Origin of the sequence: Pyxidicoccus sp. MSG2 (assembly GCF_026626705.1) — a bacterium.
Classification (GTDB): domain Bacteria; phylum Myxococcota; class Myxococcia; order Myxococcales; family Myxococcaceae; genus Myxococcus.
In genome coordinates, this window is the sequence record NZ_JAPNKC010000001.1 from 9,287,069 (window position 1) to 9,306,062 (window position 18,994).

Genomic DNA, 18,994 nt, shown 5'->3' on the forward strand with positions numbered 1-18,994 from the left:
CCATGTAATCGGGCAGGCGCGCCGCGAGGGCCACGCGCAGCACGTCCCCGGAGACGTCCGCTTCGCCCACGACGTAGGCCACCAGGCGCTTGTCGCCGGGGCCATCCTCACGCGCGAGCACGAGCGCTTCGCGCACGCCAGGCTGGAGCCGCAGCACGGCCTCCACCTCACCGGGCTCGATGCGGAAGCCACGCACCTTCACCTGGAAGTCGGTGCGGCCCATGAACTCGAGCGTGCCGTCCGCCTGCCAGCGCGCCACGTCGCCCGTGCGGTACAGGCGCGAGCCCGGGGTTTCGCTGAAGCCGTCGGGGATGAAGCGCTCCGCCGTCAGCTCCGGCCGGCCCAGGTAGCCCCAGGCCAGTCCGTCTCCGCCCACGTACAGCTCGCCGGGCACGCCCACCGGCACCGGCCTGAGTGAGGCGTCCAGCACGTAGGTGGTGGACTGCGAGATGGGCCGCCCAATCGAAACGGAGTGGCCCACCACCGAGTGCGCGCGGAGGGTGTGGGTGGTGGAGAAGGTGGTGTTCTCGGTGGGGCCGTAGGCGTGGACGAATATGGCGTCCGGCTTCATGCGTGCGAGGTGCTCGCGCAGCCGCTGGGCGGGCATCACTTCGCCACCGGACACCACCTGGGACACGGAGGCCAGCGCCTCGCCCTGGTGCAGGACCATCTGCTCGAAGAGGGCCGTGGTGAGCCAGAAGGTGGAAGGCGCATGCTGGCGCAACAGGGCACCCAGCTCCTCCAGCGAGAGCGCATACGGCGGTGCGAGCACCAGTCGCGCGCCATGAAGCAGCGCGCCCCAGATTTCCAGTGTGGAGGCGTCGAAGGCGACGGGCGCCGTCTGGAGGGAGACGTGCTCGGGGCCGAAGTTCATGAAGGATGCGCCGCATACCAGGCGCACCACACCCCGGTGCGGCACCAGCACGCCCTTGGGCCTGCCGGTGGAGCCGGAGGTGAACATCACGTAGGCCAGCCCCAGGGCCTGCGTCAGGGACGCGGGCGCGTGGGTGGGCTGGCGGGAGAGGAGAGCGGACTCCGAGTCCAGCAGCACGGTGCGGCCGGAGAAGGACGGCAGGTTGCCGGCGAGACGGGAGTCGGTGAGCAGCAGTGCGGCGCCCGAGTCCTCCAGCAGCAGCGCGAGCCGCTCGCGGGGATAGGCCGTCTCCAGGGGCACGTAGGCCCCGCCCGCCTTGAGGATGCCGAGCAGGCAGATGATGAGCTCGAAGGAGCGCTCCAGGCCCACGGCGACAGGCGTGCCGGAAGCGACGCCGAGCGAGCGCAGGTGCCAGGCGAGCTGGTTGGCGCGCTCGTCGAGCTGGCGGTAGGTGAGGTGCTCGTTGCCGGAGACGAGGGCCACCGTGTCGGGAGTGCGTCGGGCCTGGGCCTGGAACAGCTCGTGGATGGAGGCGTCGCGCGGATAGTCGGAGCGCGTGGCGTTCCAGTCGAGCAGCACCTGCTGGCGCTCGGCGTCGTCCATGAGCGGCAGCTCGGACACGCGTGCTTCGGGCCGGGCGACCGCGCCTCGCAGCAGCACCCCGAGGTGGGTGACGAGCCGGCGCACGGTGTCTTCACGGAACAGCGCGGTGCTGTAGCCGACCGAGCCCCGCAGCCCCTGGGATGACCAGGTGAAGGTGAAGGTGAGGTCGAACTTGGCGCCCAGGCTCTCCTGCTCCACGGGAAGCACGGACAGCTCCTCCGGGGGCGCCGAGGCCGGCCTGGGCGCGTTCTGCAGGACGAGCATCACCTGGAAGAGCGGGGTGCGGCTCAAGTCGCGTTGGGGCTGCAGTTCCTCCACCAGCTTCTCGAAGGGGACGTCCTGGTGGGCATAGGCGCCGAGTGTCGATTCCCTCACCTGCGTCAGCAGCTCGCGGAAGGTGAGGCCGGGCGTCACTCGCGCCCGCAGCGCGAGCGTGTTGACGAAGAAGCCGATGAGGCTTTCGAGCTGGGCGAAGCGGCGGCCGGCGATGGGAGAGCCAACGACGACGTCATCCTGCCCGGAGTAGCGGGCCAGCAGCGCGTGAGTCGAAGCCAGCAGGGCCATGAAGAGGGTGGCGCCGTGCTGGTGGGAGAGCGACTGGAGCGACTGGCTCAGCTCGGTGGGGAAGTGGAAGTGGAAGGAGGAACCGGCGGAGGACTGCACGGGCGGACGCGGGAAGTCGGTGGGCAGTTCCAGTGCGTGCGGCGCTCCGTCCAGATGCTGACGCCACCAGGAGAGCTGCTGGTCGAGGGTGTCCCCGTGCAGCCAGGAGTGCTGCCAGACGGCGTAGTGGGCGTACTGCACGGGCAGCTCGGGCAGGGGCGAGGGCTGGCCCGCGGCGAAGGCCCGGTAGAGGACGCTCAGCTCGCGAACGAGCACGCCCGCGGACCAGCCGTCGGAGACGATGTGGTGCATGTTCAGCAGCAGCAGGTGCTCACGCGAGTCCAGGCGCAGCAGCAGTGCGCGCAGCAGTGGGCCGGAGGCGAGGTGGAAGGGGTGCTGGGCCTCCTGCGCGGCGAGGCGGTGGGCCTCGGCCTCCCGGTCCTCGTGGGAGGACAGGTCCACCACGGAGAGCTGGAAGGGAGAGGGAGGCGCAATGAGCTGGAAGGCTTCTCCGGCTTCCTGGTGGAAGGTGGTGCGCAGGGATTCGTGACGGCGGACCAGCTCGGCGAAAGCGCGCTCCAGGGCGGAGGCGTCCAGCGGGCCTTGCAGGCGCAGGAGGCGGGGAACGTTGTAGGTCGTCCCGCCGGGCTGGAGCTGGTCGAGGAACCACAGGCGCTGCTGGGCGAAGGACAGCGGGGCTCGGGGGCCCACGGGCGTCGCGCTCAACTCGGGCAGGTCGGTGTTGCGCGTGGCCTGCTCCACGCGCCGGGCCAGCGCCTCCAGCGTCGGTGCCTCGAAGAGGGCGCGCAGGGGTAGCTCGACTCCGAGGGCGGAGCGGACGCGAGAGACGACCTGGGTGGCGAGGAGGGAGTGGCCACCGAGCGCGAAGAAGTCGTCCTGCACGCTCACCTGTGGCACGCGCAGCAGCGCGGCCCAGATGGAGGCGAGGATTTCCTCGGTGGGCGTGCGAGGGGCGACGTACTCGGAAGCGGAGGAAGTGGCGTCCGGAACGGGCAGGGCGTTGCGGTCCACCTTGCCGTTGGGAGTCAGCGGCATGGCCTCCAGCGCGACGAAGGCGGAGGGCACCATGTACTCGGGCAGCCGGGCCCTGAGGGCCTCGCGCAACACGTCGCCGGAGAGCTCCGCTGTACCCACGACGTAGGCGACGAGGCGCTTGTCGCCTGGGACGTCCTCGCGGGCGACGACGAGTGCCTCGCGAACGGCGGGGTGCTCGCGCAGGACGGAGGCGATTTCGCCGGGCTCGACGCGGAAGCCACGCACCTTCACCTGGAAGTCAGCGCGGCCGATGAACTCGACGCGCCCGTCCGCAAGCCAGCGCACCTTGTCGCCGCTGCGGTACATGCGCGCGCCGGGCGCCGGAGAGTAGAGGTCCGGCAGGTAGCGTTCCGCCGTCAGCTCGGGGCGGTGCAGGTAGCCACGCGACACCTGGGCGCCGCCGATGAACAGTTCGCCGGGAACACCGAGGGGCACTGGCTGCAGGCGCTCGTCGAGCACGTACAGGCGCGAATGGGCGAGGGGACGGCCCAGCGGCACGGTGGCTGGAGCGGAGCCAGCAACAGGCAGCTCCACGCGGCCTGCGAGCACGCCCACGGTGGTCTCGGTGGGGCCGTAGTGGTTGAAGACCTCGCAGTCGGGAGCGAGCGCGCGGACCTGGTCGATGAGGGCCCAGGAGGAGGACTCCCCGCCGAGCACCAGCTTCTTGCGAGGCAGGACGTGGCGGGGCTGTGCCGCGGTGAGCAGCGCGGCCAGGTGGGAGGGGACGAGCTTCACGCAGTCCACGGAGTGGAGCTGGAAGTACTCGGCGACGCTGGAGGGGTTGCTGGCGAGCTCCTGGGGGAGCACATGCAGCAGGCCGCCGGTGCACAGAGCGGGGAAGAGGACGGTGTTGCCGAGGTCTGCGACGAAGGTGGAGACGAGGGCGAAGCTGGCGCAGTCCTTCAGGCCCAGCCGCTCGGTGGCGGCGTGGACGTAATGGGCGAGCTGCCCGTGGGAGACAGCCACGCCCTTGGGGCGGCCCGTGCTGCCGGAGGTGAAGAGGACGTAGGCCACGTTGTCGGGAGACACACCGCACGGCGGCGCATCCTCGCGCTGGCTCGCGAACAACCCGGCATCCGTATCCAGCAGCACCAGGGGGGCCTGGGAGGCCGCGAAGGACGCCGCATGCGCCGACACCGTCACCACCACGGGAGCGGAGACTTCCTCCACCAACGCTTGCAGACGAAGGGCGGGCTGAGACGGCTCCAACGGGACGTAGGCACCACCGGCCTTCCACACGCCCAGCAGCGCCACCACGGTGTCGACGGAGCGCTCCAGGCACAGGGCCACGCACGATTCGGGGCCTACGCCCAGCGAGCGCAGGTGCCAGGCGAGCTGGTTGGCGCGGGCATTCAAATCACCGTAGGTGAGCACCTGCCCCTCACACGCCACCGCGGGTCGCTGGGGATGGAGCGCGGCCTGCTCCTCGATGAGGACGTGCAGCACCTCCCGCGACGGGAGCTGCTCCGTCGTGGTGTTGAAGGACTCGAGGAGCTGTGTGCGCTCGGAAGGAGAGAGCAGGGGCAACTCGCCTGCGCGCATGCCGGGCGAGGCGAGCGCGGCCTCCAGCAGGGTTTGCAGGTGCTCCACCATGCGCGCGACGGTGGAGGCGTCGAACAGGTCGGTGCGGTAGCCGAGCGCGCCCTCCAGCCCGCGAGGCGTCTGCGCCAGCGAGAGCGACAGGTCGAACTTGGTGGCCTCGGCCTCACGCTCCAAGGGGACGAAGGACAGGCCCGGCAGTGACAGCCCCGCCGCCGGCGTGTTCTGCAGCACGAGCATGACCTGGAAGAGAGGCGAGTGGCTGAGGCTGCGCTGGGGCTGCAGCTCCTCGACGAGCTTCTCGAAGGGCAGGTGCTGGTGCTCATAGGCGGCCAGGGTGGTGGCGCGCACCTGGGCGAGCAGCTCGCGGAAGGTGGCCTGAGGCTGCAGCTGGGTGCGCAGCACGAGGGTGTTGACGAAGAAGCCGATGAGGCCCTCGGTCTCGCCCCGGGTACGGCCGGCAATGGGAGAGCCGACGAGGACGTCGTCCTGGCCTGAGTAGCGAGCCAGCAGCAGCTGCCAGACGGCGAGCAGTGCCATGAAGGGGGTGACGCCCTCACGCTGGCAGAAGGAGGAGAGGGCCTCGGACAGAGGAAGGGGCAGGTGGAGGGGAAGCAGAGCGCCGCGCTGGGAGAGGACGGAGGGGCGGGGCCTGTCGGTGGGAAGCTCCAGCAGAGCCGGGGCACCAGAGAGCTGCCGCTTCCAGTAGTCGAGCTGGCCCTGGAGGACGTCGCCTTGCAGCCAGGAGCGCTGCCAGGAAGCGAAGTCGGCGTACTGGACAGCGAGGGGGGCCAGTTGAGGCGTGAGGCCCGAGGAGAAGGCCTCGTAGAGGGAGACCAGCTCGCGCACCAGCACACCCATGGACCAGCCGTCGGAGACGATGTGGTGCATCGTCACCAGCAGCACGTACTCGTTGGAGGCGAGGCGCAGCAGCGAGGTGCGCAGCAGCGGGCCGGAGGCGAGGTCGAAGGGGCGAAGGGCCTCGGCGGCAGCCGAGCGGCGCACTTCGGCCTGGCGCGTGTCTTCAGGCAGGTGGCTCAGGTCAACGACGTCCAGCGGCAGGGCGGCGGACGGAGCGATGACCTGGACGGGGCCCGCGGAGTCCTCGCGGAACGTGGTGCGCAGGGACTCGTGCCGGTGCACCAGCGCTTCGAGACTCTGTCGCAGGGCCTCGGTGTCCAGCGCTCCAGACACGCGCAGGGCGGAGGGGATGTTGTAGGCGGGGCTATCGGACTCGAGCTGGTTGAGGAACCACAGCCGTTGCTGGGCGAAGGACAGGGGCAGCGCGCCGGTGCGCGGTACGCGGACGATGGCCGGCGCAAGGCTTCCAGGCGCGGAGCCGATGCTCGCGGCAAGCCCCTCGACAGTGGGGGCCTCGAAGAGGGCCCGCAGCGGCAGCTCGGCGCCGAAGGTGGAACGCACGCGGGAGATGAGCTGGGTGGCCAGCAGGGAGTGGCCGCCCAGCTCGAAGAAGTTGTCGCGGGCGCCCACGCGCTGCACGCGCAGCACCTGGGCAAAGAGGCCGGCGAGCAGCTCCTCGGTAGGGGTACGCGGGGCGACGTAGGTGTCGGCCGAGGAGGCCAGCGACTCCGGGGCGGGCAGGGCCTTGCGGTCCACCTTGGCGTTGGCCGTCAGCGGCATGGCGTCCAGCCGCACCACGGCGGAGGGCACCATGTACTCGGGCAGCCGCTGTGCGAGGAAGGCGCGCAACTGGGCGGAGTCCAGGGACTCGGGGGCCACGACGTAGCCGACGAGACGCTTGTCGCCTGGGACGTCCTCGCGCACCAACGCGACGGCCTCGGCCACCGTGGGGTGGGCGAGGAGGGCGGCTTCGACTTCGGCCAGCTCGATGCGGTAGCCGCGCACCTTCACCTGCGCGTCGGCTCGACCGAGGAACTCCAGCACGCCGTCCTTGCGCCAGCGGGCGAGGTCTCCCGTGCGGTAGAGGCGGGCACCGGGCGCGCCGGAGAAGGCGTCGGGGACGAAGCGCTCGGCCGTCAACGCGGGCTGCTCGACGTAGCCACGGGCCACGCCGTCACCGCCGATGAACAGCTCTCCGGTGATGCCGGAGGGCACGGGCTGGCCGGAGGCGTCCAGCACGTACACCTGGGTATTGCCGATGGGGCGGCCGATGGGCACGGAGGTGCCCACCTGCCCCGCGGACGTCATGCGGAAGCAGGTGGCGAAGAGCGTGGATTCGGTGGGGCCGTAGCAGGCCGTCACCGGAATGAACATTCCTTCCAGCACGCGCCGCACATGGGGCGCACTCACCACGTCGCCGCCGGTGAGAAGCTGCTTCACGGTGCGAAGGGCGGAGGGGTTGTGGTCCACCACCTGGGTGAAGAGGCCGGAGGTGAGGTGCAGCGTCGTCACGCCGTGCTTCACCAGCACCGACTCCAGCTCCTTCAGGTCGGAAGGCGAGTGCGGCGGGAAGACCACCAGGCGCGCGCCATGCAACAGCGGGCCCCACAGCTCCAGGGTGGAGGCGTCGAAGGAGACAGGCGCGATGAGCAGGAACGTTTCATCCGGGCCGAGGTGCGCGTAGTCGACACCGAAGACGGTGCGCAGCACGGCGGCCTGCGGAGTCCCGACGCCCTTGGGGCGGCCGGTGGAGCCGGACGTGAAGTCGATGTACGCGAGGCTCTGGGGCAGCGCGGCCATGGGAGGTGCCGAAGTCGGCTGGCTCTCCAGGGACACCTCACCCATCACCACCGTGGACAGCCCCTCGGTGGGCAGCTTAGCCAGCAGCTCACGAGTGGAGATGAGGACGCTCGGACGTGCGTCCTCCACCATGGCGGCGAGTCGTTCGCGCGGGTACGCCGGGTCCAGCGGGACGTAGGCGCCGCCGGCCTTGAGGATGGCGACGAGAGAGACAATCAGCTCCAGCGAGCGGTCCAGGGCAATGGCCACGCGCGAGTCGGTGGACACGCCAAGCCCACGCAGATGCCAGGCGAGCGAGTTGGCTTGCTCGTCGAGTTGCCGGTAGGTGAGCTTCGAGTCACCGAACTCCACGGCGACCTTGTCACCGTATCGGGCCACGACCTGCGAGAAGACCTCCGCCAGTGTCGAGCCGCGCGGGTACTCGGAGGCGGTGGCGTTCCACTCCACCAGCACCTGTCGGCGCTCCGCCGCGGACAGCAGGGAGAACGCGCCGAGCGATGCCTCGGGCCGTGAGACGAGCGCCTCCACCAGTGCCTGGAAGTGGCTCGCCATGCGCAGCGCGGTGGCGTGCTCGAACAGGTCGGTCTTGTAGCCCAGCGCGCCCTCGTAGCCGTCAGGGGTCTCCGACAGGCTGAGTTGCAGCTCGAACTTGGTGGTGGGGTTCTCCACTTCCACCGCGCTCAGCACCAGCCCCTTGCCCTGGGCCGAGACCGTGGGCGCGTTCTGCAGCGCGAAGATGACCTGGAAGAGGGGGCTGCGGCTCAGGTCGCGCGTGGGCTGGAGCTCCTCCACCAGTCGCTCGAAGGGCACGTCCTGGTGGGCGTAGGCGCCCAGCGAGGACTCCTTCACCTGGCGCAGCAGGTGGACGAAGGACGCGCCGTCCTCCACCTGGGTGCGCAGCACCAGCGTGTTGACGAAGAAGCCGATGAGCCCTTCCAGCTCTCCACGCTGGCGGCCAGCGATGGGCGAGCCGACGGAGATGTCCTGCTGCCCGGAGTAGCGGGCGAGGAGCACCTGGAAGGCGCCCAGCAGGGCCATGAAGGGCGTGGCGCCCTCCTTCTGGCAGAGCGCCTTGAGCTGCTTCGAGGTGGCGAGCGACAGCGAGACGGGCACCTGCGAGCCATGGAACGTCTGCACGGGCGGGCGCGGCTTGTCGGTGGGCAGCTCCAGGGTGGAGACGCCGGAGAGCTGCTGCTTCCAGTAGCCGAGCTGCTCGTCGAGCACCGCGCCCTGGAGCCACTGGCGCTGCCAGACGGCATAGTCCGGGTACTGGATGGGCAGGGGCGGCAGCGGTGAGGGCAGGTCCTGCGTGAAGGCCTCGTAGAGGGCGGCGACTTCGCGCACCAGCACACCCATGGACCAGCCGTCCGAGACGATGTGGTGGAGGTTGAGCGCGAGTACGTGCTCGGTGGCGCCCAGCTTCAGCAGTTGCGCGCGCACCAGCGGGCCCGTGGCCAGATTGAAGGGCTGGAGCAGCTCGGCGCGCAGCCGTCGGTCCAGCTCGGAGCGGGCGGCCCGCGACTCCAGGGCACTGAGGTCCACTGTCTCCAGCGGCAGCGCGCCGTGAGGGGAGATGGCCTGGAGCGGCTGGTCCCCCTGCTGGGTGAAGGTGGTGCGCAGGGCTTCGTGGCGACGCACCAGCTCGGCGAGGGCGCTGCGCAGGGCCTCCGTGTGGAGCTCACCCTCCATGCGCACGAAGGTGGGCATGTTGTAGGAGGCGCTGCCGGGCTCGAGCTGGTCGAGGAACCACAGGCGCTGCTGGGCGAAGGAAAGCGGCAGCGGCTCCGTGCGCGGCACGGGGATGAGCGCGGGCGCCGTCCCCTGGATGGCGGCCCTGGCGGAGTGGATGCGCTCGGCGAGCACTGCGACGGTGGGCGCCTCGAAGAAGGCGCGCAGGGGCAGCTCCACGCCCAGCGCGGAGCGGATGCGGGAGACGAGCTGCGTGGCCAGCAGCGAGTGGCCGCCCAGCTCGAAGAAGTTGCTGGTGACGCTCACCTGGGGCACGCGCAGGACGGCCGCGAACAGCTCCGCCAGCTTCTCCTCGGTGGGGTTGCGTGGGGCGACGTACGCCTCGGCGGTCGACATCCGCGCCGAGTCGGGGACGGGCAGGGCCTTGCGGTCCACCTTCGCGTTGGTCGTCAGCGGCATGGCGTCCAGCCGCACCAGGGCGGAGGGCACCATGTATTCGGGCAGCCGCTGCTTGAGGGCGGCACGCAGCGCGGCCGTATCGAGGGACTCGGGAGCGGAGATGTAGCCGACGAGGCGCTTGTCTCCGGGGACGTCCTCACGTACCAGGGCCACGGCCTGGGCCACGTCCGGGAAGGCGAGCAGCGCCGCTTCGACTTCGGCCAGCTCGATGCGATAGCCACGCACCTTCACCTGCGCGTCGGCGCGGCCGAGGAAATCCAGCACGCCGTCCTTGCGCCAGCGAGCAAGGTCTCCCGCGCGGTACAGGCGGGCACCCGCGACGCCGGAGAAGGAGTCGGGGACGAAGCGCTCGGCGGTGAGTGCGGGCTGCTCTACATAGCCCCGGGCCAGGCCGTCGCCACCGATGAACACCTCGCCCACGACGCCGACAGGCACCGGTTGTCCAGAGGCATCCAGCAGGTACACCTGCGTGTTGCCGATGGGACGGCCAATGGGCACGGAGGTGCCCACCTGCTCCACGGACGTCATGCGGAAGCAGGCGGCGAACAGCGTGGTCTCGGTGGGGCCGTAGCAGTCCGTCACCGGGATGCGCAGCTCTTCGAGGACGCGGCGGACGTGAGGCGCGCTCACCACGTCACCACCGGTGAGCAGCTGCTTCACGTTCCTCAACGCAGCGAGGTTGTGGTCCACCACCTGGGTGAAGAGGCCCGCGGTGAGGTGCAGCGTCGTCACGCCGTGCTTCGTCAGCACCGACTCCAGTTCCTTCAGGTCGGAAGGCGAGTGCGGCGGGAAGACCACCAGACGTGCGCCATGGAGCAACGGAGCCCACAGCTCCAGGGTGGAAGCGTCGAAGGAGACAGGCGCGATGAGCAGGAACGTTTCATCCGGGCCGAGGTGCGCGTAGTCGACACCGAAGACGCTGCGCAGCACGGCGGTCTGCGGAGTCCCGACGCCCTTGGGGCGGCCGGTGGAGCCGGACGTGAAGTCGATGTACGCGAGGCTCTGGGGCAGCGCGGCCATGGGAGGTGCCGAAGTCGGCTGGCTCTCCAGGGACACCTCACCCATCACCACCGTGGACAGCCCCTCGGTGGGCAGCTTAGCCAGCAGCTCACGAGTGGAGATGAGGACGCTCGGACGTGCGTCCTCCACCATGGCGGCGAGTCGTTCGCGCGGGTACGCCGGGTCCAGCGGGACGTAGGCGCCGCCGGCCTTGAGGATGGCGACGAGAGAGACAATCAGCTCCAGCGAGCGGTCCAGGGCAATGGCCACGCGGGAGTCGGTGGACACGCCAAGCCCACGCAGATGCCAGGCGAGCGGGTTGGCGCGCTCATCGAGCTGCCGGTAGGTGAGCTTCGAGTCACCGAACTCGACGGCGACCTTGTCCCCGTACCGGGCCACGACCTGCGAGAAGACCTCCGCCAGGGTGGAGCCGCGCGGGTACTCGGTGGCGGTGGCATTCCACTCCACCAGCACCTGTCGGCGCTCCTCCTCGGACAGCAGGACCGCGGAGTCCAGGGGCGCCGCGGGCCGGGCCACGAGCGTCCGCACCAGCGTGAGGAAGTGCTCCGCCAGGCGCGTGACGGTGCCCGCCTCGAACAGGTCCGTGTTGTAGCCCAGCACTCCGCGGAAGCCGTCGGGGGACTCCGAGAGGCTGAGCTCCAGCTCGAACTTGATGGAGGAGTTGTTCACCTCCATCGGGCGCAGCGTCAAATCCTGACTCTGCAACGTGGCGTTGGGGGTGTTCTGCAGGGCGAAGATGACCTGGAAGAGCGGGCTGCGGCTCATGTCCCGGTCGGGCTGAAGCTCCTCCACCAGTCGCTCGAAGGGCACGTTCTGGTGGGTGTAGGAGTCCAGGGCCGTCTCCTTCACCTGCCGCAACAGGTGGAGGAACGAGTCGCGGCCCTGCACCCTGGACTGCATGACCAGGGTGTTGACGAAGAAGCCGATGAGCCCATCGAGCTCACCGCGCTGGCGACCCGCGATGGGCGTACCGACGGAGATGTCCTCCTGGCCGGAGTAGCGCGACAGCAGCACCTGGAAGGAGGCCAGCAGCACCATGAAGGGCGTCAGGCCTTCCTTCTGGCACAGCGCCTTCACCGCCTCGGAGAGCTGGGGGGAGAGGCGGACGGGCACGCTGGCGCCGCGGAAGGTCTGCACGGCCGGGCGCGGCTTGTCGGTGGGCAGCTCCAGGGGAGCGTTTCTGGAGAGCTGCTGCCGCCAGAAGGCGAGCTGGGCTTCGAGCACTTCGCCCTGGAGCCACTGGCGCTGCCAGACGGCGTAGTCGGCGTACTGGAGCGCCAGCGGGGCGAGCGGAGAGGGCTTGCCGTGAGCGAAGGCGTCGTAGAGCGCGACCACCTCGCGCACGAGGATGCCCATGGACCAACCGTCCGAGACGATGTGGTGCATGTTGAGCGAGAGCACGTGCTCCGCGGGGCCCAGCTTCCACAGGCCGGCGCGCACCAGCGGGCCGGTGGCGAGGTGGAAGGGCTTGAGCGTGTCTTCGCGCATTTGCCGCTCCAGCTCCGCCCGGGCGGTCTGGGGCTCCAGGCCACTGAGGTCCACGACGTCCAGCGGCAGTTCGGCGTGAGGCGCGATGAGCTGGAGGGGCTGTTCCTCGTGCTGGGTGAAGGTGGTGCGCAGCGCCTCATGGCGGAGCACCAACTCCTCGAAGGCACGGCGCAGGGCGGCCACGTCGAGGGGGCCCTCCATGCGCACGAAGCGGGGCATGCTGTAGGCAGCGCCGCCGGGCTGGAGCTGGTCGATGAACCACAGGCGCTGCTGGGCGAAGGAGAGGGGGAGCGGCCCGGAGCGCGGTACGGGGAGGCTGGCGGGGGCTTCGAGGCCGGTCGCGGTATCGCGGGACGAGTCGATGCGAGCGGCGAGGGAGGCGACGGTGGGCGCCTCGAAGAGGGCGCGCAGGGGCAGCTCGATACCGAGGACGGAGCGGACGCGCGACACCACCTGGGTGGCGAGGAGGGAATGTCCGCCGATGGCGAAGAAGTCGTCCTGCACGCTGACGTGCGGCACGCGCAGCAGCGCGGCCCAGATGGAGGCGAGGATTTCCTCGGTGGGCGTGCGCGGAGCGACGTACTCGGCAGTGGAGGACGTGGCGTCCGGTACGGGCAGGGCCTTGCGGTCCACCTTGCCGTTGGGAGTCAGCGGCATGGCCTCCAGCGCGACGAAGGCCGAGGGCACCATGTAGGCCGGCAGTCGCTCCTGGAGGAAGGCGCGCAGGGACTCGGTGGGCACGGGCTCGGAGGCGACGACGTAGGCCACCAGACGCTTGTCACCGGGGACGTCCTCGCGGGCGACGACGAGTGCCTCGCGCACGGCTGGGTGCTCGCGCAGGACGGAGGCGATTTCGCCCGGCTCCACGCGGAAGCCACGCACCTTCACCTGGAAGTCAGCGCGGCCGATGAACTCGACGCGCCCGTCCGCCAGCCAGCGCACCTTGTCGCCGCTGCGGTACATGCGTGCGCCGGGCACCGGAGAGTAGAGGTCCGGCAGGTAGCGTTCCGCCGTCAGCTCGGGGCGATGCAGGTAGCCACGCGACACCTGGGCGCCGCCGATGAACAGTTCGCCGGGAATACCGAGGGGCACTGGCCGCAGGCGCTCGTCGAGCACGTACAGGCGCGTATGGGCGAGGGGACGGCCCAGCGGCACGGTGGCTGGAGCGGAGCCAGCAACAGGCAGCTCCACGCGGCCTGCGAGCACGCCCACGGTGGTCTCGGTGGGGCCGTAGTGGTTGAAGACCTCGCAGTCGGGAGCGAGCGCGCGGACCTGGTCCATGAGGGCCCAGGAGGAGGACTCCCCGCCGAGCACCAGCTTCTTGCGAGGCAGGACGTGGCGGGGCTGTGCCGCGGTGAGCAGCGCGGCCAGGTGGGAGGGGACGAGCTTCATGCAGTCCACGGAGTGGAGCTGGAAGTACTCGGCCACGCTGGCGGGGCTGCTGGCGAGCTCCTGAGGAAGCACATGCAGCAGACCGCCGGTGCACAGGGCGGGGAAGAGGACGGTGTTGCCGAGGTCTGCGACGAAGGTGGAGACGAGGGCGAAGCTGGCGCAGTCCTTCAGTCCCAACCGCTCCGTCACGGACTGCACGTAGGTGAGCAACTGCGAGTGGGAGACAGCCACGCCCTTGGGGCGGCCCGTGCTGCCGGAGGTGAAGAGGACGTAGGCCACGTTGTCCGGATGCACCTGGCAGGGAGGCGCCTCGGTGCTCAGACCCGTGAGCAGGCTGGAGTCCTCATCCAGCCGCACCGACCTCACGTGCGAGGACGCGAAGGAAGCCGCATGTGCCGACACCGTCACCACCACGGGAGCGGAGACTTCCTCCACCAACGCTTGCAGACGGAGGGCGGGCTGGGCCGGGTCCAGCGGGACATAGGCGCCGCCCGCCTTCCACACCGCCAGCAGCGCCACCACCATTTCGATGGAGCGTTCCAGGCACAGGGCCACGCACGATTCGGGGCCTACGCCCAGCGAACGCAGGTGCCAGGCGAGCTGGTTGGCGCGGGCATCCAGCTCACCGTAGGTGAGCACCTGTCCCTCACACGCCACCGCGGGCCGCTCGGGGTGGAGCGCGGCCTGCTCCTCGATGAGCGCATGCAGCGACCGCCGGGGAGCGAGGTCCAGGGCCGCGGTATTGAAGGACTCGAGCAGCAGCGTGCGCTCGGAAGGGGAGAGCAGGGGCAGCTCACCCACGCGCATGCCGGGCGAGGCGAGCGCGGCCTCCAGCAGGGTCTGCAGGTGCTCCACCATGCGCGCGACGGTGGAGGTGTCGAACAGGCTGGTGCGGTAGCCCAGGGTCCCCGTCAGGCCGCGGGGCGTCTGGGTCAGGGAGAGCGTCAGGTCGAACTTGGTGGCCTCGGCCTCACGCTCCAGCGGCAGGAAGGACAGTCCCGCCAGGGAGAGCTCCGCGGGGGGAGCGTTGTTGAGCACGAGCATGACCTGGAAGAGAGGCGAGTAGCTGAGGCTGCGCTGAGGCTGCAGCTCCTCGACGAGCTTCTCGAAGGGCAGGTGCTGGTGCTCATAGGCGGCCAGGGTGGTGGTGCGCACCTGGGCGAGCAGCTCGCGGAAGGTGGCCTGGGGTTGCAGCTGGGTGCGCAGCACGAGGGTGTTGACGAAGAAGCCGATGAGGCCCTCGGTCTCGCCCCGGGTACGGCCGGCAATGGGAGAGCCGACGAGGACGTCGTCCTGGCCTGAGTAGCGAGCCAGCAGCAGCTGCCAGACGGCGAGCAGTGCCATGAAGGGGGTGACGCCCTCACGCTGGCAGAAGGAGGAGAGGGCCTCGGACAGAGGAAGGGGCAGGTGGAGGGGCAGCAGGGCGCCGCGCTGGGAGAGGACGGCGGGGCGAGGCCTGTCGGTGGGCAGCTCCAGCAGGGCAGGAGCACCAGAGAGCTGCTGCTTCCAGTAGTCGAGCTGGCCCTGGAGGACGTCGCCTTGCAGCCAGGAGCGCTGCCAGGAAGCGAAGTCGGCGTACTGGACAGCGAGGGGGGCCAGTTGAGGAGTACGGCCGGAGGAGAAGGCCTCGTAGAGGGAGACCAGCTCGCGCACCAGCACGCCCATGGACCAGCCGTCGGAGACGATGTGGTGCATCGTCACCAGCAGCACCTGCTCCTGCGCGCCCAGCCGCAGCAGCGAGGCGCGCAGCAGCGGGCCCGAGGCGAGGTCGAACGGGCGCAGGGACTCCTGCGCCGCCAGATGTCGGGCCTGGGTCTCACGCTCCATCGCGGGCAGTGCGCTCAGGTCCACCACCGGCAGCGGGAAGTCCGAGGCCGGGAGGATGCACTGCAGAGGCTCGCCTTCGCGCGTGACGAAGAGGGTGCGCAGGGACTCGTGGCGCTCGACGAGACCGGTGAACGCCTCGCCGAGAGCGGCCACATCCAGGGGCCCCCGGATGCTCAGGACGGTGGGGATGTTGTAGGCGGAGCCGCCGGGCTCGAGCTGGTCGATGAGCCACAGCCGTTGCTGCGCGAAGGACAGCGGCAGCGCGCTCGTCCGGGGCACCGGCATCAGGGGCGGAGCCCGCGGGGCTTCCCCGGGCCGCGCCTCCTCCAACCGGCGGGCGAGCGCGGAGAGCGTGGGCGCTTCGAAGATGGCCTGCAGGGCCAGCTCCACGCCAAAGGTGGCACGGATGCGGGAGATGAGCTGGGTGGCCAGCAGCGAGTGGCCGCCAATCTCGAAGAAGTTGTCGCGGGCGCCCACGTGCTCCACGTGCAGCACCTGCGCCCAGAGCGCGGCCAGCCGCTCCTCGGTGGGCGTGCTCGGGGCGACGTAGACGCCGGCGGGACTGACGCCCTCCTCCGGCGAGGGCAGGGCCTTGCGGTCCACCTTGCCGCTGGAGGTGAGAGGCAGCGCCTCCAGTACGGCGATGGCGGCGGGCACCATGTACTCGGGCAGTCGCTGCTGGAGCGAGGCGCGCAGCGTGGCCGTGTCCAGCGCTTCCCCGGGTGCCGGCACCACGTACGCCACCAGCCGCCGCAGCCCCGGCGCGTCCTCGCGCACCATGGCCACGGCCTGGAGCACGGAGGCGTGCTCCTCCAGGGCGGTTTCCACCTCTCCCAGCTCGATGCGGAAGCCGCGCAGCTTCACCTGCGAGTCCGTCCGCCCCAGGTATTCGACTTCGCCGTTGGCCCGCCAGCGCACCAGGTCTCCGGTGCGGTACAGGCGCGCACCGGGCTCGGTGCTGAAGGGGTGGGGGATGAAGCGCTCGGCGGTGAGCTCCGCGCGGCGCAGATAGCCGCGCGCCAGTCCCACACCGCCGATGAACAGCTCTCCGGGCACGCCCACGGGCACCGGCCGCAGGTGCGCGTCCAGCACGTACAGCTGCGTGTTGGGCCAGGGCTTGCCGATGGAGGGCTCGGACGGGGAGACGGACTCCGGGGTGATGGAGGCGCACACCGTGACCTCGGTGGGGCCATAGGCGTTGAGCAGGGTGCGGCCCTGGCTCCAGCGCCGGGCCACCTCGGCGGGCAGTGCCTCGCCCGCGGAGATGACGGTGCGCAGCAGGGGCAGCTCCTCGTGCGACAGCTGCGCCAGCACCGAGGGCGTCAGGGTGACGGCCGTGACCTCCTGCTCGCGCAGCAGTGTGCGCAGCGGCGCGTCCGGAAGCAGCTGCTCCCGGGGCGCCAGCACCAGCGTGGCCCCAGAGAGCAGCGGGGCGAAGATTTCGAAAACGGCGGCGTCGAAGGCCGGGGAGGCGAACTGCAGGACGCGGCTGGACGTGGACAGTCGGTAGGCCTGGGCCGCGGCGAGAGCGCAGTTGGTCAGTCCGCGGTGGTGCAGCAGGGTGCCCTTGGGGCGGCCGGTGCTGCCCGAGGTGTAGATGACGTAGGCCAACTGGCTGGCGAGGACGTCCACGCCGGGCGCGGTGGTGGGGTGCCGGGAGATGGCGCGCTCGTCGGCATCGAGGCAGCACGGCACGCAGGACAAGGACGCGGGGAGCTGGTCGAGCAGGTCCTCCGAGGTCACCAGCACCTGGAGACCGGAGTCCTCCAGCATCAATGCGAGCCGCGCGGTGAGGAGGGACGGGTCCAGGCTGAGGAAGGCGCCGCCCGCCTTGAGGATGGCGAGCATGCCCACCACCAGCTCCGGCGAGCGCTCCACGCACAGCCCCACCAGCACCTCGGGGCCGACGCCCAGCGTGCGCAGGTGGTGCGCGAGCTGGTTGGCGCGCGCGTCGAGCTGCCGGTACGTGAGCTGCTCCTCGCCGAAGACGAGGGCCACCGCGTCCGGAGTGCGCTCCACCTGGGCTTCGATGAGGGTGTGGACGGCCACCTCGGGCGGGGCGTAGGCCCGGGTGGCATTCCACTCCTGGAGGAGCTGGCGGCGCTCGGCGTCGTCCATGAGTGGCAGCTCGGACAGGCGCGCCTCGGGCCGGGCCACCACGCCTTGCAGCAGCGTGTGGAAGTGGCCCAGCAGCCGCGCCACCGTGCTCTCGTCGAAGAGGTCTGTGCTGTACTCGGCCGACAGCCGCAGCCCGCGAGGTTCCTCGACGGCAGCCAGCGTCATGTCGAACCGGGCCGCGCCCCCGTCCACCGGCTGCGCGTGCATCCGCAGGCCGGGAAGCTGCACGGGCGGCAGCGGCGCGTTCTGCAGCACGAACATCACCTGGATCAGCGGCGAGACATTCAGGTGACGGGTGGGCTGGAGGTCCTCCACCAGCTTCTCGAAGGGCAGCTCCTGGTGGGCGAAGGCGCCCAGGGCCGTCTCGTGCACCCGGCCCACCAGCTGCGAGAAGGAGGGGTCGCCGGACAGGTCCGTGCGCAGGGCGAGGGTGTTGACGAACAGGCCGATGAGGGCTTCCAGCTCGGCGCGGTTGCGGCCGGCCACATTGGTGCCGACGGTGACGTCGTCCTGGCCGCAGTAGCGGTGGATCAGGACGTTGAAGGCGGCGAGCAGGACGGAGAAGAGGGTGCGGCCGTCGCGTGCGCCCAGCTCCTTGAGGGCGTGGGTGAGGGGAAGCGGCAGGAAGACGGTGTGACGGGCGCCCCGGGCGGAAGGGGTGACGGGACGGGGCCTGTCGGCCGGGAGGTGGAGGACGGCGTTGGGATTCAACCGCTGGCGCCAGTAGGAGAGCTGGGTCTCCAGTGCTTCACCCCGCAGCCACTGGCGCTGCCAGGAGGCGAAGGCGGAGTACTGCAGCGGCAGCGCGGGCAGGGGCGAGGGACGGCCCGCGGTGAAGGCCGCGTAGAGCTCGGCCACCTCGCGCACCATGACGCCCATGGACCAGCCGTCGGTGACGATGTGGTGCAGGGTGAGCAGCAGCACGTGCTCGCTGGAGGAGAGCCGGTAGAGCACCGCATGCAGCAGCGGGCCTTTTTCCAGGTCGAAGGGGCGGCGGGCCTCCTCGTGCAGGCGGCGCCAGGCCTCCGTCTCACGCTCGGAGTCGGGGACGTCCCGCAGCTCCACCACGTCCAGGGAGGGCTCGAGGACGGGGGCGATGAGCTGGAAGGGGCGGCCGTCCTGCTCGACGAAGGTGGTGCGCAGGGGCTCGTGGCGGAGGACCAGCTCGTGGAGGGCGCGGCGCAGGGCCGCCTCATCCAGCTGGCCGGAGAGCCGGACGGCGACGGGGATGTGGAGGGTGGCGCTGCTGGTGGCCAGGCGCTCCTGGAGCCACATCCGCTCCTGGGCGAAGGAAGTGGGGGCGCGCTCGGGTTGACGGTTCTTCTCACGCAGCAACGCGGCGAGCCGCGCGCGCTTCTGCTCAGGGGACAAAGCCATAAAGGAGGTGGTTCCTTCTCGCTAGGCGGAGGGCCGGCCGAGAGCTACCCGTGTCTGCCGGGGCCCGTGGGGTCCTTTTCGCACAGCGGGTGGGCCGCGAAAATGGGGCAACGTCAGTGGGCCTCCCTCCACATCCATGGCTGGCTGGCTGCTTCATCTCCTCTATGCTCCCGCCGTGATGTGGATGCCCCAGGATGGCCAGACAGGGCTCGCGGACTCCTGGAGGGCTCCGCGCACCCGCTGGCATCGTCTGAAGCAGGGCCACCCTCCGCCGGAGGGCCAGGCCCG

General features: G+C 70.6%; 1 protein-coding gene (only partly in view). It reads right to left on the minus strand.

Translation table 11 applies throughout. The features are described from left to right. A protein-coding gene (locus OV427_RS36405) for a non-ribosomal peptide synthase/polyketide synthase (protein WP_267860826.1) crosses the window boundary here: on the minus strand, positions 1–18,706 show its 5' portion. 14,138 nt of this gene lie to the left of the window's left edge; 18,706 of the gene's 32,844 nt are visible here — the first part of the coding sequence; it begins with the start codon at positions 18,704–18,706; its stop codon lies beyond the left edge, outside the window. Between the last annotated feature and the right edge of the window lie 288 nt (positions 18,707–18,994).